This is a genomic window from Escherichia sp. WS1265 (assembly GCF_046487585.1).
Lineage (GTDB): Bacteria > Pseudomonadota > Gammaproteobacteria > Enterobacterales > Enterobacteriaceae > Escherichia > Escherichia coli.
Window position 1 is genome coordinate 57,406 of record NZ_JBJQJE010000011.1, and the last position, 25,415, is coordinate 82,820.

Genomic DNA, 25,415 nt, shown 5'->3' on the forward strand with positions numbered 1-25,415 from the left:
AGCAGTCTTTTACAGGCCAATCGCCTCTTTTAAGCTTTTCAGATAACGACGGCTGACCGGCACGGTTAAGCCATTACGCAAAATCAACTCGGCCTGGCCGTTATCTTCCAGACGAATCTCCTGTAAATGCGCGAGGTTAACCAGATACTGACGATGGCAGCGTAGTAGTGGTGTACGACTCTCCAGGGTACGTAATGTCAGTTCGGTAAAGCCCTCTTTCCCTTCGTGACTCGTAACGTAGACACCGCTCATCCGACTGCTGACAAATGCCACATCTTTCATTTGCAGCAAATAAATCCGACTATGCCCCGTACAAGGGATAAATTTCAGCGCCTGTTGATTTTCCGGTAACAGCGAAACATCCTGCTTGCTGCGCTCCTGACGCAATCGCGCCAGCGTTTTCTCCAGTCGCGCTTCATCAATTGGCTTCAGCAGATAATCAAAGGCATGTTCTTCAAAGGCTTTAATAGCGTATTCGTCAAACGCGGTGAGAAAAACAATATACGGACGATGTTCCGGGTCGAGCATCCCCACCATTTCCAGACCACTGATGCGCGGCATCTGGATATCGAGAAACAGCACATCCGGGCGCAGTTTATGCACCGCGCCGATCCCTTCCACGGCGTTTGAACACTCTCCAACAATTTCAATATCGCTCTGCTCCTGCAAAAATACGCGCAGGTTCTCCCGTGCTAACGGTTCATCATCGACAATTAAGACTTTAATCATGCCTCGTCCCTCCATGGTAGTCGTAACGTTATTCGGGTGTAACTATCAGGCTCACAGGCGACGCTTATCCCATAGTCATCGCCAAACCGTTCACGTAAACGCTTATCCACCAGATTCATCCCCAGCCCACTGGCATTGGTTACCGGTTGATACAAACCGGCATTGTCTTCGATCTCCAGCATCAAATGTTGCCCCTCACGTCGGGCGCTGATTGCCACTCGCCCTGTATCGAGCAGTTGTGATGTCCCATGTTTAATAGCGTTTTCCACTATCGGTTGCAGGGTAAACGCGGGCAATTGCTGCTGGGATAATTCTTGCGGAATAGCAATGTTGACCTGCAACCGCGACTGGAAGCGCGCCTTTTCAATTTGCAGATAAGCGTTCACATGTTCAATTTCGTCGGCGAGAGTAACAAACTCCGAAGGCCGCTTTAAGTTTTTGCGGAAAAAAGTGGAAAGATACTGCACCAGCTGGCTGGCCTGTTCGCTGTCGCGGCGGATCACCGCTTTAATGGTGTTAAGCGCATTAAACAAAAAATGGGGGTTCACCTGGGCGTGAAGCAGTTTGATCTCTGACTGGGTGAGCATCGCTTTTTGCCGCTCATATTGCCCGGCGAGGATCTGCGCCGAAAGCAGTTGCGCAATCCCCTCACCCAGCGTGCGATTGATTGAACTGAATAAACGGTTTTTGGCTTCATACAATTTGATGGTACCCATCACCCGCTGATTTTCACCACGCAACGGAATTACCAGCGTCGACCCCAGTTTGCATTGCGGATGCAAAGAGCAACGATAAGGTACTTCGTTGCCATCAGCGTAGACCACTTCACCGGTTTCAATCGCTTTTAAGGTGTAAGTCGAAGAAATCGGTTTGCCGGGTAAATGGTGATCGTCACCAATTCCGGTAAAGGCCAGCAATTTCTCTCGATCGGTAATCGCGACTGCACCAATATCCAGCTCCTGATACAGCACCTGTGCCACTTTCATGCTGTTCACTTCGTTAAACCCCTGGCGCAAAATGCCTTCCGTCGAGGCAGCCACTTTTAGCGCAGTGGCAGAAAAAGCCGAAGTGTATTTTTCAAACATCGCGCGTTTATCGAGCAATATACGCATAAACAGCGCCGCGCCGACGGTATTGGTGACCATCATTGGCGCAGCAATATTACTCACCAAACGCACCGCATCTTCATAAGGTCGGGCGATCGCCAGGATGATCAACATTTGCACCATTTCAGCGACGAACGTGACGGCACCGGCGGTAATGGGGTTAAAGACTTTATCAGTGCGCCCGCGACGGATCAGGATGCTGTGTACCAGGCCGCCGAGCAACCCTTCAACGATGGTCGAGATCATGCAACTTAGCGCGGTCATGCCCCCCATCGAATATCGATGTAACCCGCCGGTCAGACCAACCAGCCCACCGACGACCGGACCGCCGAGTAAGCCGCCCATTACCGCGCCTATCGCACGGGTATTGGCAATAGAATCGTCAATATGCAGCCCAAACCAGGTGCCCATGATGCAGAAGATGGAAAAGACGATGTAGCAGAGAAATTTATGCGGCAGACGAACCGTGACCTGCATTAACGGTATGAATAATGGCGTTTTACTCATTAACCACGCAATGACTAAAAAAACGCACATCTGCTGAAGCAGCAGCAACACCAGATTAAAATCGTACATACCCGCAAACCACACTTCCCTTTAAAACGCGTAACATACATTGCCTGCGTTTAACTTTCTTTGAACTCTTGCAGAAAAATGAGAATTCGTGAGTACGATCACTCAAAATCGCCTGGCAAAAATAAAATCACCCTATAGATGCACAAAAAACGGGCAAAACTACCTGGTTCGCAAAACTGCGTCTAAAGTTAAACCGGGACCTCGCGAGCAAGGGTGAGACGATGGCGCTTTACACAATTGGTGAAGTGGCGTTGCTTTGTGATATTAACCCTGTCACGTTACGCGCGTGGCAGAGGCGTTACGGATTGCTGAAACCGCAACGGACAGACGGCGGTCATCGGCTGTTCAATGATGCCGATATTGACCGGATCCGCGAGATCAAACGCTGGATCGACAACGGCGTGCAGGTCAGCAAAGTTAAAATGCTGCTCAGTAATGAAAATGTTGATGTGCAGAACGGCTGGCGCGATCAGCAAGAAACATTACTGACTTACCTGCAAAGCGGCAATCTGCATAGCCTGCGAACGTGGATCAAAGAGCGCGGTCAGGATTACCCCGCCCAGACGCTCACCACACATCTGTTTATTCCTCTGCGCCGACGACTTCAGTGCCAACAACCGACTCTCCAGGCGCTGCTGGCGATCCTCGACGGCGTACTGATCAACTACATCGCCATTTGCCTGGCTTCGGCACGTAAAAAACAGGGTAAAGATGCGTTGGTGGTTGGCTGGAATATTCATGATACCACCCGTCTGTGGCTGGAGGGCTGGATTGCCAGTCAACAAGGATGGCGCATTGATGTCCTCGCCCACTCGCTCAATCAACTACGCCCTGAACTGTTCGAAGGCCGTACATTGCTGGTGTGGTGCGGTGAAAATCGAACCTCCGCCCAACAGCAGCAACTCACCAGTTGGCAGGAACAAGGCCATGATATTTTCCCACTCGGCATTTAATGATTCGTTAACAAATGCGCTTTACTGTACAATCCTTTCGTTAACATAAGGAGTGCATTATGCGCATAGCTAAAATTGGGGTCATCGCCCTGTTCCTGTTTATGGCGTTAGGCGGAATTGGTGGCGTCATGCTCGCAGGTTATACCTTTATTTTGCGTGCTGGCTAAGCGCCTGCACCAGCCTTTCAAACAGGCGGTCTGCAATGATCGCCGCCAGTGCCACCAGTAACGCCCCCTGGATCACATACGCGGTATTAAATCCGCTAAGCCCGATGATGATCGGCGTACCCAGCGTGCTGGCCCCTACCGTTGAGGCGATCGTCGCCGTACCAATGTTGATAATCACCGAAGTTCGCACGCCCGCCAGAATCACCGGAGCCGCCAGCGGTAGCTCGACCTTACGCAGTCGCTGACCACGGCTCATTCCCATACCTTTCGCAACTTCTGTCACGCTGGCATCAATCGCTCCCAGCCCGGCAAGTGTCGCCTGCAGGACGGGCAGCACACCGTAAAGGATCAAGGCGATAATCGCGGGTTGCAGACCAAACCCAATCACCGGAACGGCAATCGCCAGCACCGCAACGGGCGGAAAAGTCTGCCCAACGGCGGCAATAGTTTCCACCAGTGGGCGAAATTCCGCGCCCCACGGGCGAGTAACAATAATTCCTGCACCAGTGCCAATGATCACCGCAAACAAACTCGAAATTCCCACCAGCCAGAAATGAGCCAGTGCCAGAGCAGCAAAACTTTCTTGCTGATAAACGGGTCGTGGCAGTTGTGGGAACAAGGCAGCAAACAGCGGCTGGCTGTAAGGCAGCCAGAAAATCAGTGCCACAAACAAAGCAATGAGCCAGAACAGCGGATCGCGCAACATCTTCATACGCTTACGCCTCCACCAGCAGATCCTGAAAATGCAGCGTGCCGCAAGGCTCGCCCTGCGTGTTCACCACCGGCAGCACTTCACATCCCCGCGCGACAAACAGGGAGAGCGCATCGCGTAGCGTCATCTCTTCTGCCAGCGCCTCACCTTCTGCCCGTTCTTCGCGACGCACGTAATCCGCCACGCTACGTAACGAAAGCAGGCGGACACCCAGTTCACTATGCCCAAAAAACTGGCGGACAAAATCATTCGCCGGACGAGTCAGCATCGTCAGCGGATTGCCCTGCTGCACCACTTCACCGTGACCCATCAATACCAGATGTTCTGCCAGCCGTAGCGCCTCATCAATATCATGAGTGACCAGCACAATGGTACGCCCCAGCAAACGGTGAATGCGCGTCATCTCTTGTTGCAACGCGCCGCGCGTTACCGGGTCCAGCGCGCCAAAAGGTTCATCCATCAGTAAGACTTGCGGATCGGCAGCCAGTGCGCGCGCCACTCCCACACGTTGCTGCTGACCGCCAGAAAGCTGATGCGGATAACGCTCACGCAAATTTGGCTCCAGCCCCAGTAGCGCCATTAATTCGTCGATACGATCGTCAATCCGCGCCCGCGACCATTTTTGTAATTGCGGCACGGTAGCGATGTTTTGCGCCACGCTCCAGTGGGGGAACAGGCCAATAGATTGAATGGCGTAGCCCATCCGGCGGCGCAACTCCAGCACTGGCAGCGAGCGAATTTCTTCTCCGGCAAAGCGGATCACGCCGCTGTCATGCTCCACCAGGCGGTTAATCATTTTCAGGGTGGTGGATTTGCCGGAGCCTGATGTACCAATCAGCACCGAAAAACTCCCCTCCTGAAAATTGAGATTGAGATCGTTAACGGCTTTTTGTATGCCGAACAGTTTGCTGACATGGCTAAATTCAATCATTACGTTTCACCTTCAGCAGTGCGATAAGCAAATCGAACAGCGCGTCGATCAGCACCGCCAGAACAATTACCGGGATCACCCCCAGCAACACTAAATCAATGGCACTGCTTAGAAGCCCCTGGAAAACCAGCGCACCAAAACCGCCTGCGCCGATTAACGCCGCAATCACCGCCATGCCGACGGTTTGCACCATCACCACCCGCAGGCTGCGCAGAAATACTGGTAACGCCAGCGGTAACTGAACATGCAGGAAACGCTGCGCCCCGCTCATGCCCATCGCTCTGGCGCTCTCCAGCACATCGCGCGGGATCTGGTTCAAGCCGACTACCACGCCGCGCACCAGCGGCAGCAAGGCATAGAGCACCAGCGCAATCAGTGCGGGTGTCATTCCGGTTCCTGCTATGCCGAGCTTACCCAGCCACGGAAAGGCCGTAACCAGCGCGGCAAGCGGCGCAATCAACAAGCCAAAGAGCGCCACCGAAGGCACGGTCTGAATGACATTGAGTAGCGAAAAAATCGCCCCCTGCCGCGCGGTGGAAAAGTAGCACCAGATGCCCAACGGCACACCAATCACTAACGTAGGCAGCACCGCACCAAACAGCAACGTCAGATGTTGTGCCAGCGCGTCGTCAAACACATCCTGACGGTTGGCGTATTCTTTCATTAGCGAGAGATCGTTCAGCGTGCCGGAGTACAGCAACCACAGCGGAATGATGGCAATCTGCATATGCAACAACCAGCGCCACAGCGGATGCGTGGAGATTCGGCGGATGGCATCGCTACAGGCCAGCAATGCCAGCGCCGCAGCCAGCCAGAAACCACTGCCGAGGCTGGTACGCGCCAGCGCACTGCCATTTTGCGCCAGTTGTGTCGCCGCCTTTCCCGCGCCCCACACCAGCAATACGAAGACGAATTGCGCCAGAATGAGTGCAAAAATGCTGCCTTTTTTAGCGGGAATAAAACAGGCTGTCATCCAGGCGCAACCAACGCCCACCAGCATCCAGATCGTTTGCGGCCACAGCTGCCAGAGATGACGCCCCTCACCCGAAACTAAACGATTAGGCGCGTAACTGATAAACGGCAGCGCCGCTGCGATTGCCGTCAGCAACAGCAGCAGCGCCAGAACAGGATTAATACGGAAATAAGTCACGGGAAATTACTTCGTCCACCCTTTTTGTTTCAGGTAGTCGGCAGCCACTTTTTTGGCATCCAGTCCTTCCACAGCAATGCTGGCATTCAGTTACTGCAATGTTTTTTCATCGAGGCTGGCGAAGACTGGCTGTAGCCACTGTGCCATTTGCGGATACTCCTTCAACACCGATTCACGCACCACTGGTGCAGGCGCGTAGATAGGTGCACGCCTTGCGGATCGCTTAAGGTTTGCAGCCCCAGCGCCGCGACCGGACCGTCGGTACCGTAAGCCATTGCGGCATTAACGCCAGAGGTTTGCTGGGCAGCGGCTTTGATCGTCACTGCCGTATCGCCACCAGCCAGTGACAGCAACTGATCCTGATCGAGCTTAAAGCCATAGGCTTTTTCAAACGCGGGTAACGCATCGGCGCGTTCAATAAATTCTGCCGAGGCCGCCAGTTTGAAGGTGCCGCCCTCTTTCAGATAACGACTCAGGTCGGCAAGCGAAGTGAGTTTGTTTTTCTCTGCCACATCCTGCCGCACGGCGATGGTCCAGGTGTTATTTGCAGGCGCAGGCGTCAGCCAGATTAACTTGTTTTGCTCTGCATCGAGCTTTTTGACTTTCTCGTAGCCTTGCCTGGCATTTTTCCACGCAGCATCGTTTTCATCTTTAAAGAAGAACGCCCCATTGCCGGTATATTCCGGATAGATATCCAGTTCACCGGAAGTGATCGCCCCGCGCACCACAGGAGTCGTTCCAAGTTGCACTTTATTGACCGTTGGTACGCCGTGGCTTTCCAGCACTTGCAAAATAATGTTGCCGAGCAGCGCGCCTTCGGTATCGATTTTTGAACCAACCTTAACGGGGGAAGCCGCCTGTAGCGGCAGGCTCACGGCTGCCAACAAAACCAATGAACCTGCCCAGAGCTTTGAGAGTGGCATGATGCTTTCCTCATTCTTTTACTGTTGTTTTCAGCGAATTAAGAGAAAAGCATAGTTGATAATGACAGGGTTAGCCTGTCTGGGCGGATTCAGTTGCAGAATCAGATAAATACTTAAAGGGCGCAGACGTCGCGCCCTTACTAAAGCATTACAGCAACTCAAACTCGCCTTTCTTAACGCGTGCGGAATCAGTGCCGATAAAGACATTGAACTTGCCAGGCTCGGCGTCATATTTCATCTGTTGATTCCAGAACTTCAGCGCCTCGATATCAATCGGGAAGCTGACGGTCTGAGTTTCGCCCGGTTTCAGGGTGATTTTCTCAAAGCCTTTCAGCTGCTTCACCGGACGACTCATGGAAGCCGTCACATCCTGCAAGTACATCTGCACTACCGTCGCCCCTTCGCGCTTACCGGTGTTCGTCACCTGCACACTGGCGGTCACTTTGCCGTCACGCTTCATGGTCGGCGCGGAAAGTTTCACATCAGAGACGGTGAAAGTGGTGTAGCTCAGACCATAGCCGAACGGATAAAGCGCCCCGTTAGCTTCATCAAAATAACGCGACGTGTATTTGTTCGGCTTGTCGGCATTATACGGACGCCCGGTGTTCAGATGGCTGTAGTACACCGGGATCTGCCCGACAGAACGCGGGAAGGACATCGGCAGCTTGCCGGACGGGTTATAATCGCCAAACAACACATCGGCAATTGCATTACCGCCTTCAGTCCCCGCAAACCAGGTTTCCAGAATCGCATCAGCCTGCTGATCTTCTTTCACCAGCGCCAGCGGACGCCCATTCATCAGCACCAGCACCAGCGGTTTACCGGTGGCTTTCAGCGCCGCAATCAAGTCACGTTGGCTTTGCGGAATAGTGATATCGGTACGGCTGGAAGCCTCGTGCGCCATCCCCTGTGCTTCACCGACTACAGCCACCACCACATCAGATTGCTTCGCGGTTTGCACCGCTTCATCAATCATCTCTTGCGGCGAGCGCGGGTCGACTTTGACCGCCTCTTCATACTGATTCAGGAAATCGATAATGCCTTTGTCACTGGTAACGTTCGCCCCTTTGGCGTACAGCACTTTACCGTTTTCACCGACGGCATTTTTAATCCCGGTCAGTACGGTCACGGATTGATCGGCAACACCGGCTGCGGACCAGCTGCCCATCACGTCACGTTTGCTGTCCGCCAGTGGCCCAACCACCGCAATGGTGGCTGATTTTTTCAGCGGTAACGTTTCGAGACGGTTTTTCAGCAACACCAGGCTTTCGCGTGCCACTTCACGCGCTTCTTTGCGGTGCAGGCGGCTTTCGGCATTGGTATCCACCGGGTCAGACTCTTTCGGACCGAGATGGCTGTACGGGTCGTTAAACAACCCCATATCATATTTAACGTTCAGTACATGACGGGCAGCGTCATCCAGCTCTTCCATCGTCACTTTGCCGGATTTGATCAACCCAGGCAGATACTTCGAGTAATACTCGTCGCTCATACTCATGTTGATGCCGGATTTCAGTGCCACTCGCACCGCATCTTCCGGGTCTGCCGCCGTGCCATGTTTAATCAGCTCTTTGATTGCACCGTGATCGGAAACGGTGATGCCTTTAAAGCCCCACTGGTCGCGCAGAACATCTTTCAGCAGCCAGGAGTCGGAGGTGGCTGGCGTGCCGTTCAGCGAGTTCAGCGCCACCATCACCGCGCCGCTGCCTGCGTCCAGCCCCGCTTTGTACGGCGGCATATAATCATTAAACAGGCGCTGCGGACTCATATCGACGGTGTTGTACTCTTTACCGCCTTCTACCGCGCCGTAAGCGGCAAAGTGTTTGACGCTGGTCATCACCGAGTAGCGATCTGCCGGGCTTTTACCCTGCATCGCTTCCACCATGGTTTTACCCATTATTGAGGTGAGATACGTATCTTCGCCAAAACCTTCGGAAGCACGTCCCCAGCGCGGATCGCGCGAAACATCGACCATTGGTGCCCAGGTCATATTCAGGCCATCATCTGCTGCTTCATAAGCAGAGACACGTCCGACCGTTTTCACCGCATCGAGGTTAAAAGACGAGGCCAGACCGAGGCTAATCGGGAACACCGTGCGCTGACCGTGCAGCACGTCGTAAGCAAAGAAAAGAGGAATTTTCAGGCGGCTTAATTCCATCACCTGATCCTGCATGGCGCGGATATCCTGACGGGTTACGGTGTTGAAAATCGCCCCAACCTGACCGTCTTTGATCATCTCGCGGATCGCCTCTTTCGGGTTATCCGGGCCGACGCTGATTAAGCGCAGCTGACCAATTTTCTCATCAACTGTCATTTTCTTAAGCAGTTCGGTGACGAACGCATCCCGCGCTTCAGGCGTTAATGGATGGTTACCGAATAAATCATCCGCCAGTGCTGGCTGCAGGGCCAGACTCACCGCGATTCCTACTGAACATAGCCATTTCATATGGATTTTTCTTCCTTTGTTGCCCGACGTGGCAGCGAAAATGGTGCAAAAACCGTAGTTTGCCATAAGCATGGTGGAGAGAGAAAAAGAATGCTCAGTTTATTGTCTGAATTTTCAAAATATTCACTCGCTGAATTGTCATACAAGGCGCTATTCTAGTTTGTGATATTTTTTCGCCACCACAAGGAGTGGAAAATGTCTTCCATGACAACAACTGATAATAAAGCCTTTTTGAATGAACTTGCCCGTCTGGTCGGTCATTCACACCTGCTCACCGATCCCGCAAAAACGGCCCGCTATCGCAAGGGCTTCCGTTCTGGTCAGGGCGACGCGCTGGCTGTCGTTTTCCCTGGCTCACTACTGGAATTGTGGCGGGTGCTGAAAGCCTGCGTCACCGCTGACAAAATTATTCTGATGCAGGCTGCCAATACAGGTCTGACCGAAGGCTCGACGCCAAACGGTAACGACTATGATCGCGATATCGTGATCATCAGCACCCTGCGTCTCGATAAGTTGCACGTTCTCGGCAAGGGCGAACAAGTGCTGGCCTATCCGGGCACCACGCTTTATTCGCTGGAAAAAGCCCTCAAACCGCTGGGACGCGAACCGCACTCGGTGATTGGATCATCGTGTATAGGCGCATCGGTCATCGGCGGTATTTGTAACAACTCCGGCGGCTCGCTGGTGCAACGTGGCCCGGCGTATACCGAAATGTCGTTATTTGCGCGTATAAATGAAGACGGCAAACTGACGCTGGTGAACCATCTGGGGATTGATCTGGGCGAAACGCCGGAGCAGATCCTTAGCAAGCTGGATGACGATCGCATCAAAGATGACGATGTGCGCCACGATGGTCGTCACGCCCACGATTATGACTATGTCCACCGCGTTCGTGATATTGAAGCCGACACGCCCGCACGTTATAACGCCGATCCGGATCGGTTATTTGAATCTTCTGGTTGCGCCGGGAAGCTGGCCGTCTTTGCGGTACGTCTTGATACCTTCGAAGCGGAAAAAAATCAGCAGGTGTTTTATATCGGCACCAACCAGCCGGAAGTACTGACCGAAATCCGCCGTCATATTCTGGCTAATTTCGAAAATCTACCGGTTGCCGGGGAATATATGCACCGGGATATCTACGATATTGCGGAAAAATACGGCAAAGACACCTTCCTGATGATTGATAAGTTAGGCACCGACAAGATGCCGTTCTTCTTTAATCTCAAGGGGCGCACCGATGCGATGCTGGAGAAAGTGAAATTCTTCCGTCCGCATTTTACCGACCGTGCGATGCAAAAATTCGGTCACCTGTTCCCCAGCCATTTACCGCCGCGCATGAAAAACTGGCGCGATAAATATGAACATCATCTGCTGTTAAAAATGGCGGGCGATGGCGTCGGTGAAGCCAAATCGTGGCTGGTGGATTATTTCAAACAGGCCGAAGGCGATTTCTTTGTCTGTACGCCGGAGGAAGGTAGCAAAGCGTTTTTACACCGTTTCGCCGCTGCGGGCGCAGCAATTCGTTATCAGGCGGTGCATTCCGATGAAGTCGAAGACATTTTGGCGCTGGATATCGCTCTGCGGCGTAACGACACCGAGTGGTATGAGCATTTACCGCCGGAGATCGACAGCCAGCTGGTGCACAAGCTCTATTACGGCCATTTTATGTGCTATGTCTTCCATCAGGATTACATCGTTAAAAAAGGCGTGGATGTGCATGCGTTGAAAGAACAGATGCTGGAGCTGCTACAGCAGCGCGGCGCGCAATACCCTGCCGAACATAACGTCGGTCATTTGTATAAAGCACCGGAGACGTTGCAGAAGTTTTATCGCGAGAACGATCCGACCAACAGTATGAATCCGGGGATCGGTAAAACCAGTAAGCGGAAAAACTGGCAGGAAGTGGAGTAAAAATTACGGATGGCAGAGTATCGCCATCCGTACTTCACTTAATCGTTCTGCGCCGTCTGCCCCGCCGCCGCCATCTGGGCGGCTTTTTGTTTTTTATAGCTCAACGCTGCTGCCGGAACAGGCATCACTTTACCGGTCTCAATCCAGGTACGCAGGCGGCTGGCATCGGCAAAATGGGTATATTTGCCAAACGCGTCCATCACTACCAGCGCCACCGGTTTATTATTGATAACCGTACGCATCACCAGACAATGGCCCGCCGCATTGGTAAAGCCCGTTTTGGTTAACTGAATATTCCAGTTATCGCGATACACCAGATGGTTAGTATTGCGGAACGGCAGCGTATACGTCGGGTTAGAGAAGGTTGCCATATCTTCCTTGGTAGTACTTAACTGACCGATCAACGGATATTGTTTGCTGGCAATGAGCAGTTTGGTTAAGTCACGGGCGGTTGAAACGTTATGCACCGACAATCCGGTCGGTTCAACAAAGCGCGTGTTGTTCATTCCGAGCGATTTCGCTTTCGCATTCATTGCCTTAATAAAGGCTTTGTAACCACCGGGATAATGGTGCGCAAGGCTTGCCGCCGCGCGGTTTTCTGAAGACATCAGCGCCAGCAACAGCATATCTTTACGGCTGATTTCGCTGTTCAGTCGTACGCGCGAATAGACCCCTTTCATCTCCGGCGTCTGGCTGATATCCACTTTTAGTTTTTCATCCAGCGGCAGTCGTGCATCCAGCACAACCATCGCGGTCATTAATTTGCTGATAGACGCAATCGGACGCACCAGATCCGGGTGGTTCGAATAGATCACTTTGTTGGTATTCAGATCAACAATCATCGCGCTACCGGAGGCAATTTCCGGCTGTGAAGCGGTGGTAGCGGCTGCCGTTTTCGCAACGGCCTGCGGTGCAAAAGGCACAGCCAGCATCAGGGCCAGGCTAAATAAAGAAACTCGAAATTTCGGCATGATGAGCATTCAGATAGTGGTTCACGCGCACGGGTTGCGCACCGCCGGAGTAAGGATTTACTGAGGCTAGCGACGCCATCATAACGAGCAAAAAGTGCGATCGTCAAAGAAGAATCGTGAGGAAATGCTGCATTGCTGACATTTACGCCAGCAATGCAACACAAAAGAACTTTCTAGAACAAACGATAACCGTAACCCCATAGTATAACGGTAAGGGCGAGCAGCACTTCCAGTACCAGCACGCCAATCGCCAGCGTCGAACTGGAGAAGCTAAGGCCTTCCTCTTTGTTGATATTCAGGAAGCTCGGAATACCGAGATAAAGCAGGTAGCCGGTGTAAAACAGCGCCACCGTGCCGACCAGCGCACACAACCAGACCAGCGGATAAAGCGCCACCAGACCGCTTAAAAACAGCGGAGTTGCAACGTAGCCCGCAAAGACCATGCAGTGCGCAAGTGACGGACGCTGCGGATAATTGCGCGCCATCCACCAGATGACCCGCCCCATCACCGCGACCCCAGCCAGCATAACGCCATAAAACAAGACAGCCAGCGCCAGTCCGGTAAACCAGGATAACTTCAGGATAGTGCCATCACCAAAATTCCAGCCAATCTGTGTAGTGCCAATGAAGGCGCAAATCACCGGAATCGCCGCCATCAGCAAAACGTGGTGGGTGTAGTGATGAGAAATCGTTTCGTTTTCGCGATTAATCACCTGCATTTCTCGATCGGGATGGGAAAACAGTCCCCAGACATGGCTCATACCGCCCCCTTGTTGTGAGTTCATGAACCTGACAGTTCAAGTATAAGTCAGCTTGTGGTTATTTTTCGTTCGCTTATGTAATTTGCACCGTCTGATGTATGTCCTTTTTCAGCGTGAACCATTCACAGGGTGTATGCTTACAGGCAAGCAAAGGGAGACAGACTGACCTATGGATCTCAATACACTCATCTCACAATATGGTTATGCCGCGCTGGTGATCGGTAGCCTGGCGGAAGGTGAAACCGTGACTTTGCTGGGAGGCGTTGCGGCACATCAGGGGCTATTAAAGTTCCCGCTGGTGGTACTTTCTGTGGCGCTTGGCGGCATGATTGGCGACCAGGTGCTTTATCTGTGCGGGCGGAGCTTTGGCGGCAAGCTATTACGCCGTTTCTCGAAACATCAGGATAAAATTGAGCGGGCGCAGAAACTTATCCAACGCCATCCGTATCTGTTTGTCATTGGTACGCGTTTTATGTATGGCTTTCGGGTGATTGGCCCGACGCTGATTGGTGCCAGCCAGCTGCCGCCGAAAATCTTTCTGCCACTGAATATCCTCGGCGCATTTGCCTGGGCGTTGATTTTTACCACTATCGGTTACGCTGGTGGTCAGGTGATTGCGCCGTGGTTGCATAATCTCGACCAGCATTTGAAGCACTGGGTCTGGTTGATTCTGGTCGTGGTTCTGGTGGTAGGCGTGCGCTGGTGGCTGAAACGACGCGGGAAGAAAAAGCCGGATAATCAGGCGTAAAGCAGTTGCCACAGATAAGCATTCACGCCACATCCGGCACCGGATGTTCCATGCCTGATGCGACGCTGGCGTGTCTTATCTGGCCTAACCCAATGAAATAACCACGCACCTCACTGCGCTATTCTGGGTTGGACTGCGGATTCGCCAGCATAAAGCCGCCATCCACTATCAACGACTGCCCAGTGGTGTAATTTGCGCCCTCCGAACAAAGCCACACCACCAGGCTGGCAATCTCATGCGTTGCGCCAAAACGCCGCAAGGGAATCGAAGGCTCCGCGCCGGGCTTCACGTCGCCATCATCCATGCCGTTCATTGGCGTGGCGATCGCCCCAGGTGCAACCGCATTCACCAAAATCTTATGCCTGACCAGCTCCAGCGCCATCGCTTTGGTTAACCCGCCGAGCGCATGTTTAGCGGCTGTGTAGGCGCTGGCATCCGGCAACGGCGTATGTTCATGCACCGACGTAATGTTGATGATGCGACCACCCTGCCCTTGTTTCACCATCTGGCGGGCAGCAATTTGCGAGCATAAGAATGCACCGTCGACATCAACGGTAAAAATCTTGCGCCACTCATCAAAAGCCATATCAAGAAACGGCGCTTTGGTCATTGCGCCCGCATTATTCACCAGCACATCGATGCGCCCCAGTCGATGAATGAGTTTCTCCAGCGCCTGCGCACCTTCTGGCAGTTTACCGAGATCCAGTTGCACGATCTCCGCACGTACGCCGTGGCTAACCACCTCACGCGCGGTATCTTTTGCCCCTTCTTCATCAGAGTGCCAGGTAATGCCAATATCAAACCCCTGCTGCGCCAGTAATAACGCGCACTCTTTGCCGATCCCCGAATCGGAGGCGGTAATAATCGCGACCTGTGCCATCGAGTTCTCCACTTAACGCTGAATAAACGTTAAGTATAGAAGGCGTATATCATCAGCGTTTGTAACCCCCGCCCAACGCACCAGTGAGTTGAATGGAGGCATCCAGCCACTGCCCTTGCAATAACAGGCCATTGGCCCGCTCGCGAAGCGCCGGGATTCTGGCTTCGCTGACGCGGGAACCGGCAATGATGCCCGCGTTAAAGCGCGCCTGCGCAAGACCTACTACACGCAAGGCATCGCGCTCAATTTGCGCCTGATGCTGGTTTTTCTCCGCCAGTGTCTGAATCTGACTGGCTGCCCGCGCCACGTCATTCACCGCTTCAACCACCGCTTTGTTGTAGCTGGCGATAGACAAGTTGCTTTCGGCTTTTGCGATATCGAGGTTGGCGTTAAGACGACCACTATCGAAAATGGGTAGCGTCAGGCCTGCCGTAACGCCCATTTGCTGCGCGGAATGACGGAACAGATCGCTTAAGTGCAACGCATCCTGTTGCAGGAAGGCCATCAGGTTGATGTCAGGATAAAATGCCGCTTTTGCCGCATCAATAGTGCTTAACGATGACTCAACGTACCAGTGCGCCGCCTGCAAATCTGCCCGCCGCGCCAGTAAGGAGTACCCCAGTTCATCAGGAAGCTGGCTTGCCACTTTCGGCAACGCGACCGGTTTAAGCTTCAATGCCTTTGTCTGGTGATTTGTAAGTGCGCTTAACCGTGCCTCAATAATTTTCATTTTCCCCGCGACATCGTTGAGCTGCTGCCGGGTTTTGCTGGCATTAATATCGGTTTCCACACCTTCAACTGAAGAAGTAATCCCGTTCTGATATAGCTGGCGATCGGTCGCGATAATGGTGTTCTGCTCTTTTTCGATTTGCTGTAAGACAGTGTTTAACGCCGCCTGGGTTTGCCACTCCCAGTACAGGCGGGCTACGCTGCCAGCCAGCAATTGGCGGGTTTGCTCGCGTTCCGCCGCTCGTGCTTTAACCGTACCCAGGCGAGCAGTTACCTCCGCCCGATTCTTTCCCCAGATATCGAGATGCCAGCCCGCCGTTAAGCCAAAAGTACCGTTGGTGTACCACGGACCGGTCGTACCTGCGGCAGGATCGTTCAGAGCAAACGGCCCCATTAACCCTTCTGCAGACATTTTTTGCCGCTCCATATCCGCAGAAAAGTCGATCTGCGGACCATCCTGAGTAGCAACTGCCTTCGCCTGGGCTTCAGCTAGCTGAATGCGCTGTTCAGCCACCTGCATATCCGGTGCGTTCTGTAGTGCATTGTTAATTAAGGAAGTGAGCTGATTATCGTGATACTCCAGCCACCATTGGCTGTCTGGCCAACCATTTTTCAGCGCCGTGGGTAATGCGGTGTCAACTTGTGCAGCAGGCGTTTGCTGGCTTAACGCCTGGCGGGTTTCATGCATAGGCGCACACCCGGCCAGCATCAGTAACAGCGGAAAACAGGCGATGGCGGGATAAAAGGAATCACGATTCATGGGGGAATAATCAGGTAAGAAAAGGTGCGCGGAGATTACCGTGTGTTGCGATATATTTTTTAGTTTCGCGTGGCAAAACATCAGTGGCAATAATATGACATATCCAGAAAAATATACACTAAGTGAATGATATCTTCCGATTTATCTTAATCGTTTATGGATAACGGCAAAGGGCTTCGTTTTTTCCTATACTTATTCAGCACTCACAAATAAAGGAACGCCAATGAAAATTATACTCTGGGCTGTATTGATTATTTTCCTGATTGGGCTACTGGTGGTGACTGGCGTATTTAAGATGATATTTTAAAATTAATTAATGTCATCAGATCCGAAAATAACGAGAATATTTCAGTCTCTCATCCTGTTGCGCTCCTGTCATGTGCATTGCTTCATATAATCACTGGTGCAAGGAGCGCGCAGGGGGCGACCAATCGCCGCCGCCCCCTGCACCCCCGGGCTCTGGCGAACAAAATCGCCGCTGCGCGGTGCCCTCGGCTTATCCCTTACGGCTACCGGGTCGGGCGCGAGGTAACATCCCTGTAAAACGCGCCCTCAGCCCACATCCATGTGGGCTGCCCCGGCCTTCAGGGAACGCCTCGGCGATTTTGACGCCACCAAACAACCGTGCGGCCTATTGATAAAGAGCTAACACATTGTCAAAAAACATCACTATGGTTTCTTAGAGTTTCTCGATATCAATTGCCTGAATAGCCCTTGCAATATCATGGGAATTATTCAACACCCGAACATGCTGAAATAATTCCGTTGCTTCATCGTATTCTTTACGCAAATAACTCAACCACTGTTTAATCCGCGCTACGTGATATAACCCGGTATCGCCCTGCTTTTCCAGACGAGTATATTTTTGCAGCAAAGCAACCACCTCCGGCCACGGCATTCGCGGTTCGTTATATTTTACCACCCGGCTCAGGTTGGGAATATTGAGCGCCCCGCGACCAATCATCACTGCGTCGCATCCGCTGATCGTCATGCATTGTTGCGCACTCTGCCAGTCCCAGATTTCACCGTTGGCAATCACCGGAATATTCAGCCGCTGGCGAATCTCGCCAATCGCCTGCCAGTCAATATGCTCCGCGCGGTAACCCTGCTCTTTCGTCCGCCCATGCACCACCAGCTCTGTAGCACCAGCCTGTTGCACCGCATCGGCGATTTCAAATTTCTTCTCACCGCTGTCCCAGCCCAGACGCACTTTTACGCTGACGGGCAAATGCGCCGGTACAGCTTCGCGCATCGCTTTTGCACCCTGGTAGATGAGTTCAGGATCTTTGAGTAACGTCGCCCCACCGCCGCTACCGTTAACCGTTTTCGACGGGCAGCCGCAATTGAGATCCACGCCCCAGGAACCTAACTCAACTGCACGGGCGGCGTTCTCTGCCAGCCATTGTGGGAACTGGCCTAACAACTGCACGCGCACCAGCGTACCGGAAGGTGTCCGGCTGGCATTTTGTAGCTCAGGGCAAATGCGATGAAAGACTTTTATTGGCAGCAGTTGATCCACCACGCGGACAAACTCGGTGATGCACAGATCGTAGTCGTTAACTTCGGTCAGCAATTCACGCACCAGAGAGTCAAGCACTCCCTCCATCGGTGCCAGTAACACACGCATATCATCACCCGCAAAAAAATGAGGCGCTATGTTAGCGCCTATAGTCAACGGATTAAAGGTCTGCAAAGAGGGATTGCTGCAAACTGCAATCCCTCTCTATTCTTGATGTATGCCTGAGTTCGCTGCTCATTGCGTAATGCCCGGGAGCGAAAAAATAAGCGCTGATTTCTTAATGTGATCGGTAGCACGTTTTACGAATTAATTGTATGATGAATCCATCTCATCTGGGGTGTTGATTATGAGTAAGACACTGAACATTATCTGGCAATATTTACGTGCTTTTGTCCTGATTTATGCCTGCCTGTATGCAGGCATTTTCATTGCTTCACTGCTACCGGTAACCATTCCGGGCAGCATCATCGGGATGCTGATCCTGTTTGTCCTGCTGGCCTTGCAAATTCTTCCGGCAAAATGGGTCAATCCGGGGTGCTACGTACTGATTCGCTATATGGCGCTATTGTTTGTGCCGATTGGCGTAGGCGTCATGCAATATTTTGATTTGCTCCGCGCACAGTTTGGCCCGGTAGTGGTTTCCTGTGCAGTCAGTACGCTGGTGGTTTTTCTGGTGGTGAGCTGGAGTTCGCAACTGGTGCACGGTGAACGTAAAGTCGTAGGTCAGAAAGGATCAGAAGAATGATGGCGAATATCTGGTGGTCATTACCGCTGACGTTGATTGTCTTTTTTGCCGCCCGCAAACTGGCGGCACGGTATAAGTTTCCGCTACTTAACCCGTTGCTGGTAGCAATGGTGGTGATCATTCCTTTTTTAATGCTGACCGGCATCTCTTACGACAGCTACTTTAAAGGTAGCGAAGTGCTAAACGATCTGCTGCAACCGGCGGTCGTTGCGCTGGCCTATCCTTTATATGAGCAGCTACACCAGATCCGCGCGCGCTGGAAATCGATCATCACCATCTGTTTTATCGGCAGCGTGGTTGCGATGGTGACGGGGACTTCCGTGGCATTGTTGATGGGCGCTTCTCCGGAAATCGCCGCGTCAATCCTGCCGAAATCAGTCACCACGCCTATTGCAATGGCGGTTGGCGGCAGTATTGGCGGTATTCCGGCAATCAGCGCAGTTTGCGTGATTTTCGTCGGCATCCTCGGCGCTGTGTTTGGCCATACATTGCTTAATGCGATGCGTATCCGTACCAAAGCTGCGCGCGGTCTGGCAATGGGGACTGCCTCGCACGCCCTCGGTACGGCGCGCTGCGCCGAGCTGGATTATCAGGAAGGTGCATTTAGTTCGCTAGCGCTGGTGTTATGCGGGATAATTACTTCGCTGATCGCACCGTTCCTTTTCCCGATTATTCTGGCAGTAATGGGCTAAAATTTGCGATGCGTCGCGCATTTTTGATGTAAGTTTCACGCGTTGCATAATTAATGAGATTCAGATCACATATAAAGCCATAACGGGTTCGTAAACTGTTATCCCATTACATGATTATGAGGCAACGCCATGCATCCACGTTTTCAAACCGCTTTTGCCCAACTTGCGGATAACTTGCAATCTGCACTGGAACCTATTCTGGCAGACAAGTACTTCCCCGCTTTGTTGACCGGGGAGCAAGTCTCATCGCTAAAGAGCGCAACGGGGCTGGACGAAGACGCGCTGGCATTCGCACTACTTCCGCTGGCGGCGGCCTGTGCGCGTACGCCATTGTCGAATTTTAATGTTGGCGCAATTGCGCGCGGTGTGAGCGGAACCTGGTATTTTGGTGCCAATATGGAATTTATTGGTGCGACAATGCAGCAAACCGTTCATGCCGAACAAAGCGCGATCAGCCACGCCTGGTTGAGTGGTGAAAAAGCGCTTGCAGCCATCACCGTTAACTACACGCCTTGTGGTCACTGCCGTCAGTTTATGAATGAACTAAACAGCGGTCTGGATCTGCGTATTCATCTGCCGGGCCGCGAGGCACACGCGCTGCGTGACTATCTGCCGGATGCCTTTGGGCCGAAAGATCTGGAGATTAAAACGCTGCTGATGGACGAGCAGGATCACGGCTATGCGCTGACTGGTGATGCGCTTTCTCAGGCGGCGATTGCAGCGGCAAACCGTTCGCACATGCCTTACAGTAAGTCGCCAAGCGGTGTCGCGCTGGAATGTAAAGACGGTCGTATTTTCAGCGGCAGCTACGCTGAAAACGCCGCATTCAACCCGACTCTGCCACCGTTGCAGGGGGCGTTAATTCTGTTGAATCTCAAGGGTTATGATTACCCGGATATCCAGCGCGCGGTTCTGGCAGAAAAAGCCGATGCGCCGTTGATTCAGTGGGATGCCACCTCCGCAACGCTGAAAGCTCTCGGCTGTTACAATATCGACCGCGTGCTTCTCGCTTAAGCCTGGTGCCGGATGCGGCGTGAACGCCTTGTCCGGCTTGCCAGCCCTTTCCTGGTGTCGAAAATCCCGGCAAACAGTTTGCCGTTTCTTGCGCAAAACCAGCGGGTAAAGTAGCCTGATGGAAATTTTCCTTAGATCGAGTCTCCTGCATGTTAAAGCGCGTGTTCCTCAGCCTGTTAGTCCTGATCGGCTTGCTGCTGTTGACTGTGCTCGGCCTCGATCGCTGGATGAGCTGGAAAACCGCGCCTTATATCTACGACGAATTGCAAGATCTCCCCTACCGCCAGGTCGGTGTGGTGCTCGGCACAGCAAAATATTATCGTACTGGCGTAATTAATCAGTATTATCGCTACCGCATTCAAGGAGCGATTAATGCCTATAACAGCGGTAAGGTAAATTATCTATTACTGAGCGGCGATAACGCATTGCAAAGTTATAATGAGCCGATGACCATGCGCAAAGATTTAATCGCTGCTGGTGTCGACCCATCAGATATTGTTCTCGATTACGCAGGCTTTCGTACGCTGGATTCCATCGTGCGTACACGCAAAGTTTTCGATACTAATGATTTCATTATTATCACCCAACGTTTCCACTGTGAGCGGGCATTATTTATTGCGCTGCATATGGGGATTCAGGCTCAGTGTTATGCCGTACCGTCACCGAAAGATATGCTGTCAGTACGTATTCGCGAATTTGCCGCCCGTTTCGGAGCGCTGGCTGACCTTTATATTTTTAAACGTGAACCGCGTTTTTTAGGGCCGCTGGTCCCTATTCCGGCTATGCACCAGGTGCCGGAAGATGCGCAGGGGTATCCCGCCGTCACACCCGAACAGTTACTTGAATTACAAAAGAAACAAGGAAAGTAGTTATGGATGTACAGCAGTTTTTTGTCGTTGCCGTTTTTTTCCTTATCCCGATATTTTGTTTCCGCGAAGCATGGAAAGGCTGGCGCGCAGGCGCAATTGATAAACGGGTTAAAAATGCACCGGAACCGGTGTATGTCTGGCGAGCAAAAAATCCCGGACTCTTCTTCGCTTATATGGTGGCATATATCGGCTTCGGAATTTTATCTATCGGCATGATTGTTTATCTTATTTTCTATCGTTAATATTTTCTCTTTTCTGTTAATTATTGAGAATAATTATTACTTCACTCAATAAGCTGCGGATATAACATTCTGAACCGCAGCTATTTGTGAATCCTTTCACAGTTTAAATTTCCCCACGCGCATAGCCTTAATATCAGCACGCAATATTTATACTCTAAATAATTCGAGTTGCAGGAAGGCGACAAGTGAGTGAGTCCCCAGGAGCTTACATAAGTAAGTGACTGGGGTGAGCGAACGCAGACGCAGCACATGCAACTTGAAGTATGACGAGTATATTTAGCGTTCGCCTTAATTACTCATAGCATTAAGGAAGATCACATGCCGCAACAAAATTATCTGGATGAACTCACTCCGGCTTTTACACCGTTACTGGCGATTAAAGAAGCCTCTCGCTGTTTATTATGTCACGACGCTCCCTGTAGTCAGGCTTGCCCGGCACAGACCGATCCGGGGAAATTTATTCGCTCAATCTACTTTCGTAATTTTAAAGGCGCTGCCGAGACAATTCGTGAAAATAATGCCCTCGGTGCCGTTTGTGCCAGAGTGTGCCCGACGGAGAAATTATGCCAAAGCGGTTGTACCCGTGCCGGTGTTGATACTCCCATTGATATCGGTCGCTTACAGCGTTTTGTTACTGATTTTGAACAACAAACTGGGATGGAAATTTATCAGCCCGGTACTAAAACGCTCGGCAAAGTCGCCATTATTGGCGCGGGTCCTGCCGGATTGCAGGCCAGTGTGACACTGACAAACCAGGGTTATGACGTCACGATCTATGAGAAAGAAGCACAACCCGGTGGCTGGTTGCGTAACGGCATTCCGCAATTCCGGTTACCGCAATCAGTACTGGATGCAGAAATCGCCCGTATTGAAAAAATGGGCGTGACCATTAAGTGCAATAACGAAATCGGTAACACACTCACCCTGGAGCAACTGAAAGCGGAAAACCGCGCGGTACTGGTCACCGTGGGGTTATCAAGCGGTTCGGGGCTACCACTGTTTGAGCATAGCGACGTTGAGATTGCCGTCGACTTCTTGCAACGTGCACGACAGGCGCAAGGCGATATCAGCATTCCACAAAGCGCATTAATTATCGGCGGCGGTGATGTCGCGATGGACGTAGCCAGCACGCTGAAAGTTCTCGGCTGTCAGGCAGTAACTTGCGTAGCGCGTGAAGAGTTAGATGAGTTTCCGGCAAGCGAAAAAGAGTTTGCCAGCGCTCGGGAGCTGGGCGTTTCGATCATCGATGGATTCACGCCAGTAGCCGTGGAAGGCAATAAAGTCACGTTTAAGCATGTACGGTTACCGGGCGAACTGACGATGGCGGCAGATAAAATTATTCTCGCCGTCGGTCAGCATGCCAGACTGGATGCCTTTGCGGAGTTAGAGCCGCAGCGTAACACCATCAAAACACAAAATTATCAGACCCGCGATCCGCAAGTCTTTGCTGCTGGCGATATTGTTGAGGGTGACAAAACCGTGGTCTATGCAGTGAAAACCGGGAAAGAAGCCGCCGGGGCGATTCATCACTATTTAGAGGGAGCTTGCTCATGTTAACGAAAGATCTTTCGATTACTTTTTGCGGCGTGAAGTTTCCCAACCCGTTCTGCCTCTCTTCTTCGCCGGTAGGCAACTGCTATGAGATGTGTGCCAAAGCCTACGACACAGGCTGGGGTGGCGTGGTGTTTAAAACGATCGGTTTTTTTATCGCCAACGAAGTCTCGCCGCGTTTTGATCATCTGGTGAAAGAAGATACCGGTTTTATCGGCTTCAAAAATATGGAGCAGATTGCTGAACATCCGTTGGAAGAGAATCTGGCCGCCCTGCGTCGGCTGAAGGAAGATTACCCGGACAAAGTATTGATCGCTTCGATCATGGGGGAAAATGAGCAGCAATGGGAGGAGCTGGCGCGCCTGGTGCAAGAAGCTGGCGCGGATATGATCGAGTGTAACTTCTCCTGTCCGCAAATGACTTCTCATGCGATGGGTAGCGATGTCGGGCAAAGCCCGGAGCTGGTAGAAAAATATTGTCGTGCAGTGAAACGTGGTTCCACGCTGCCAATGCTGGCGAAGATGACGCCGAACATCGGTGATATGTGCGAAGTGGCGCTGGCAGCGAAGCGTGGCGGCGCAGATGGCATTGCGGCGATTAACACCGTTAAATCAATCACCAATATCGATCTTAATCAGAAAATTGGTATGCCGATCGTTAACGGTAAATCGAGTATTTCCGGTTATTCCGGTAAAGCAGTGAAACCGATCGCCCTGCGCTTTATTCAGCAAATGCGCACCCATCCAGAACTGCGCAATTTCCCGATCAGCGGTATCGGCGGCATTGAAACCTGGGAGGATGCGGCGGAGTTTTTATTGCTCGGCGCAGCAACGTTACAGGTGACCACCGGCATTATGCAGTACGGCTATCGGATAGTGGAAGATATGGCGAGCGGGTTGTCGCATTATCTCGCCGATCAGGGATTTGATTCGTTGCAGGAGATGGTGGGTCTGGCGAATCACAATATTGTCCCAGCGGAAGATTTAGACCGCAGTTATATTGTCTATCCCCATATCAATCTTGATAAATGTGTTGGCTGTGGACGCTGTTATATTTCCTGTTACGACGGCGGTCACCAGGCGATGGAATGGAGCGAGAAAACCCGTACACCGCATTGTAATACCGAGAAATGCGTCGGTTGTCTGCTTTGCGGTCACGTCTGCCCGGTGGGTTGTATTGATCTCGGAGAAGTGAAGTTTAAGAAGGGAGAGAAAGAACACCCGGTAACGTTGTAAAACCAGAGACGCATCCGGCATTTGGCACCGATTGCCGGATGCGGCGCATCCGGCAATACCCACATTCACATCATTTCTTACGCGCGTATTTCAGTGAATCCAGTGCCACGGCGAAGATAATAATCGCCCCTTTGATGATGTACTGCCAGTATGGGTTTACGCCGATGTACGTCAGGCCATAGTTAATGACCGTAAAGATAATTACCCCGGTCACCACGCCAATCACCGTCCCCACACCGCCGCTGAACGATACACCGCCTACCACGCACGCCGCGATAGCATCCAGCTCATACATAAAGCCGAGGTTGTTGGTGGCAGAGCCGATACGTCCGGCTTCTAACATCCCGCCAAAGGCATAGAACACGCCAGACAACGCGTAGATCATCAGCAGGTTCAGGCCGACGTTGACACCAGATACTTTTGCCGCTTCCGGGTTACCGCCAATGGCAAAAATGTTCTTACCGAAGCGGGTTTTGTTCCACAACACCCAGACGAACGCCACCGCAATCAACGCGTAGAAGGTGATGTAAGAGAGACGGAAACTCCCCAGCGCGACAAAGCCCTGAGCAAAGGTAGAGAAGCCACTGTCGAAACCAGAAATCGGCGACGCCCCGACAAAGTCGTAATAGAGCGAGTTGATGCCATAGACGATGATCATCGTGCCGAGCGTGGTAATGAACGGCGTCACGTTGAGATAGGCGATAATCAGACCGTTGATCAAACCGATCACCGCACCAATGGCACAGACAATCAGAATAACCAGCGCAATCGGCATCGTCGCCATTTCCGGGAACACTTTGTTGGCGTTATCCATGGACTGCAATAACGTCGCCGCTACTACTGCCGCCAGCCCCACCTGGCGACCTGCAGAAAGGTCGGTCCCCTGGGTGACAATCAACCCTGCCACACCGAGCGCGATAATAATACGCACCGATGACTGGGTGAGAATATTACTTAAGTTCAACAGACTTAAAAATGTTGGGTCCTGGAAAATAATAATTGCCAGCAAAACTAAAAGAACGACGTAAATACCGCCCTCTTTCAGGTAAGTAAGAAAACTTTTCTTATTTAACGCACTCATGGGAAGCCCCTAAT

24 protein-coding genes and 1 pseudogene are annotated in these 25,415 nt (G+C 52.1%); 12 read left to right on the top strand and 13 right to left on the bottom strand.

What is annotated here, in order from left to right; genetic code table 11:
* Positions 1 to 9: 9 nt before the first annotated feature.
* Together btsR and btsS are read right to left on the bottom strand one after the other, a co-directional pair.
* Entirely contained in the window at positions 10 to 729 is a 720-nt protein-coding gene (gene btsR, locus ACJHX3_RS12585) for a two-component system response regulator BtsR (RefSeq protein WP_000598641.1), read from the bottom strand.
* On the bottom strand, positions 726 to 2,411 hold the full coding sequence (gene btsS / locus ACJHX3_RS12590; protein ID WP_001295431.1) for a two-component regulatory system sensor histidine kinase BtsS: 1,686 nt from the start codon (positions 2,409 to 2,411) through the stop codon (positions 726 to 728). The genes btsR and btsS overlap by 4 nt, the downstream gene beginning before the upstream one ends.
* A 221-nt stretch (positions 2,412 to 2,632) precedes the next feature.
* Here btsS and mlrA point away from each other — a divergent pair, with 221 nt between their 5' ends.
* Both mlrA and ACJHX3_RS12600 read left to right on the top strand, forming a co-directional pair.
* On the top strand, positions 2,633 to 3,364 hold the full coding sequence (gene mlrA, locus ACJHX3_RS12595; protein ID WP_001240398.1) for an HTH-type transcriptional regulator MlrA: 732 nt from the start codon (positions 2,633 to 2,635) through the stop codon (positions 3,362 to 3,364).
* 59 nt (positions 3,365 to 3,423) lie between these two features.
* The gene (locus ACJHX3_RS12600; RefSeq protein WP_001216963.1) at positions 3,424 to 3,531 is read left to right on the top strand and encodes a protein YohO; all 108 of its coding nucleotides are present in this window, start codon (positions 3,424 to 3,426) and stop codon (positions 3,529 to 3,531) included.
* Here the strand turns inward: ACJHX3_RS12600 and yehW are convergent.
* The 5 genes and pseudogenes from yehW to bglX all read right to left on the bottom strand — a co-directional run bounded on the left by yehW (position 3,512) and on the right by bglX (position 9,693).
* Positions 3,512 to 4,243 (bottom strand): glycine betaine ABC transporter permease YehW, encoded by a 732-nt coding sequence (yehW, locus tag ACJHX3_RS12605; protein ID WP_000783134.1) that lies wholly within the window; start codon positions 4,241 to 4,243, stop codon positions 3,512 to 3,514. The genes ACJHX3_RS12600 and yehW overlap by 20 nt on opposite strands.
* 4 nt (positions 4,244 to 4,247) lie before the next feature.
* Positions 4,248 to 5,174 carry a glycine betaine ABC transporter ATP binding protein YehX gene (yehX, locus tag ACJHX3_RS12610; protein ID WP_024044622.1) on the bottom strand — a complete coding sequence of 309 codons (927 nt, stop codon included), beginning with the start codon at positions 5,172 to 5,174 and terminating at the stop codon, positions 4,248 to 4,250.
* Positions 5,167 to 6,324, bottom strand: a complete 1,158-nt coding sequence (gene yehY, locus ACJHX3_RS12615) for a glycine betaine ABC transporter permease YehY (RefSeq protein WP_024044621.1) — start codon at positions 6,322 to 6,324, stop codon at positions 5,167 to 5,169. Before yehY ends, yehX begins: the two co-directional genes overlap by 8 nt.
* A 6-nt stretch (positions 6,325 to 6,330) precedes the next feature.
* Positions 6,331 to 7,247, bottom strand: a pseudogene (gene osmF / locus ACJHX3_RS12620) (glycine betaine ABC transporter substrate-binding protein OsmF).
* A 148-nt stretch (positions 7,248 to 7,395) separates the two neighbouring features.
* Entirely contained in the window at positions 7,396 to 9,693 is a 2,298-nt protein-coding gene (bglX, locus tag ACJHX3_RS12625) for a beta-glucosidase BglX (protein WP_000871488.1), read from the bottom strand.
* Between the two features lie 195 nt (positions 9,694 to 9,888).
* Between bglX and dld the strand changes: the two genes are divergently transcribed.
* Positions 9,889 to 11,604: a D-lactate dehydrogenase gene (dld, locus tag ACJHX3_RS12630; RefSeq protein ID WP_000097369.1), complete on the top strand. Its 1,716-nt coding sequence runs from the start codon at positions 9,889 to 9,891 to the stop codon at positions 11,602 to 11,604.
* 38 nt (positions 11,605 to 11,642) lie between these two features.
* Here the strand turns inward: dld and pbpG are convergent, their stop codons facing one another.
* Both pbpG and ACJHX3_RS12640 read right to left on the bottom strand, forming a co-directional pair.
* Positions 11,643 to 12,575, bottom strand: a complete 933-nt coding sequence (gene pbpG / locus ACJHX3_RS12635; RefSeq protein ID WP_024044619.1) for a D-alanyl-D-alanine endopeptidase — start codon at positions 12,573 to 12,575, stop codon at positions 11,643 to 11,645.
* A 173-nt stretch (positions 12,576 to 12,748) separates the two neighbouring features.
* Positions 12,749 to 13,336: a Yip1 family protein gene (locus ACJHX3_RS12640; protein ID WP_001295454.1), complete on the bottom strand. Its 588-nt coding sequence runs from the start codon at positions 13,334 to 13,336 to the stop codon at positions 12,749 to 12,751.
* 169 nt (positions 13,337 to 13,505) lie between these two features.
* Here ACJHX3_RS12640 and ACJHX3_RS12645 point away from each other — a divergent pair, with 169 nt between their 5' ends.
* Positions 13,506 to 14,084 carry a DedA family protein gene (locus tag ACJHX3_RS12645; RefSeq protein ID WP_024044618.1) on the top strand — a complete coding sequence of 193 codons (579 nt, stop codon included), beginning with the start codon at positions 13,506 to 13,508 and terminating at the stop codon, positions 14,082 to 14,084.
* Positions 14,085 to 14,202: 118 nt separating this feature from the next.
* On the opposite strand, the gene ACJHX3_RS12650 is transcribed toward ACJHX3_RS12645, so the two are convergent.
* Both ACJHX3_RS12650 and mdtQ read right to left on the bottom strand, forming a co-directional pair.
* Positions 14,203 to 14,964: an SDR family oxidoreductase gene (locus tag ACJHX3_RS12650; protein WP_024044617.1), complete on the bottom strand. Its 762-nt coding sequence runs from the start codon at positions 14,962 to 14,964 to the stop codon at positions 14,203 to 14,205.
* Between the two features lie 52 nt (positions 14,965 to 15,016).
* On the bottom strand, positions 15,017 to 16,453 hold the full coding sequence (mdtQ, locus tag ACJHX3_RS12655; protein ID WP_024216629.1) for a multidrug resistance outer membrane protein MdtQ: 1,437 nt from the start codon (positions 16,451 to 16,453) through the stop codon (positions 15,017 to 15,019).
* Between the two features lie 223 nt (positions 16,454 to 16,676).
* Here mdtQ and yohP point away from each other — a divergent pair, with 223 nt between their 5' ends.
* A complete protein-coding gene (gene yohP, locus ACJHX3_RS12660) occupies positions 16,677 to 16,760 on the top strand; it encodes a small membrane protein YohP (protein WP_000691708.1) in 84 nt (27 codons plus the stop codon).
* 372 nt (positions 16,761 to 17,132) lie between these two features.
* On the opposite strand, the gene dusC is transcribed toward yohP, so the two are convergent.
* Positions 17,133 to 18,080 (bottom strand): tRNA dihydrouridine(16) synthase DusC, encoded by a 948-nt coding sequence (gene dusC / locus ACJHX3_RS12665; protein WP_021576266.1) that lies wholly within the window; start codon positions 18,078 to 18,080, stop codon positions 17,133 to 17,135.
* Between the two features lie 238 nt (positions 18,081 to 18,318).
* Here dusC and ACJHX3_RS12670 point away from each other — a divergent pair, with 238 nt between their 5' ends.
* The 7 genes from ACJHX3_RS12670 to preA all read left to right on the top strand — a co-directional run bounded on the left by ACJHX3_RS12670 (position 18,319) and on the right by preA (position 24,320).
* Positions 18,319 to 18,717 carry a CidA/LrgA family protein gene (locus ACJHX3_RS12670; protein WP_001295452.1) on the top strand — a complete coding sequence of 133 codons (399 nt, stop codon included), beginning with the start codon at positions 18,319 to 18,321 and terminating at the stop codon, positions 18,715 to 18,717.
* Positions 18,714 to 19,409 carry a CidB/LrgB family autolysis modulator gene (locus tag ACJHX3_RS12675; protein ID WP_000968208.1) on the top strand — a complete coding sequence of 232 codons (696 nt, stop codon included), beginning with the start codon at positions 18,714 to 18,716 and terminating at the stop codon, positions 19,407 to 19,409. Before ACJHX3_RS12670 ends, ACJHX3_RS12675 begins: the two co-directional genes overlap by 4 nt.
* Positions 19,410 to 19,538: 129 nt before the next feature.
* Positions 19,539 to 20,423 carry a cytidine deaminase gene (gene cdd, locus ACJHX3_RS12680; protein WP_000553556.1) on the top strand — a complete coding sequence of 295 codons (885 nt, stop codon included), beginning with the start codon at positions 19,539 to 19,541 and terminating at the stop codon, positions 20,421 to 20,423.
* Positions 20,424 to 20,572: 149 nt separating this feature from the next.
* On the top strand, positions 20,573 to 21,292 hold the full coding sequence (gene sanA, locus ACJHX3_RS12685) for an outer membrane permeability protein SanA (RefSeq protein WP_000920064.1): 720 nt from the start codon (positions 20,573 to 20,575) through the stop codon (positions 21,290 to 21,292).
* Between the two features lie 2 nt (positions 21,293 to 21,294).
* Entirely contained in the window at positions 21,295 to 21,534 is a 240-nt protein-coding gene (locus ACJHX3_RS12690; protein ID WP_000383096.1) for a DUF2542 family protein, read from the top strand.
* A gap of 318 nt (positions 21,535 to 21,852) precedes the next feature.
* Positions 21,853 to 23,091, top strand: coding sequence for an NAD-dependent dihydropyrimidine dehydrogenase subunit PreT (preT, locus tag ACJHX3_RS12695; protein ID WP_001136380.1), 1,239 nt, complete (start codon positions 21,853 to 21,855; stop codon positions 23,089 to 23,091).
* Positions 23,085 to 24,320, top strand: a complete 1,236-nt coding sequence (gene preA, locus ACJHX3_RS12700) for an NAD-dependent dihydropyrimidine dehydrogenase subunit PreA (RefSeq protein WP_000956077.1) — start codon at positions 23,085 to 23,087, stop codon at positions 24,318 to 24,320. The genes preT and preA overlap by 7 nt, the downstream gene beginning before the upstream one ends.
* Before the next feature lie 70 nt (positions 24,321 to 24,390).
* Here the strand turns inward: preA and mglC are convergent, their stop codons facing one another.
* Entirely contained in the window at positions 24,391 to 25,401 is a 1,011-nt protein-coding gene (gene mglC, locus ACJHX3_RS12705) for a galactose/methyl galactoside ABC transporter permease MglC (RefSeq protein ID WP_001275118.1), read from the bottom strand.
* Positions 25,402 to 25,415: the final 14 nt, after the last annotated feature.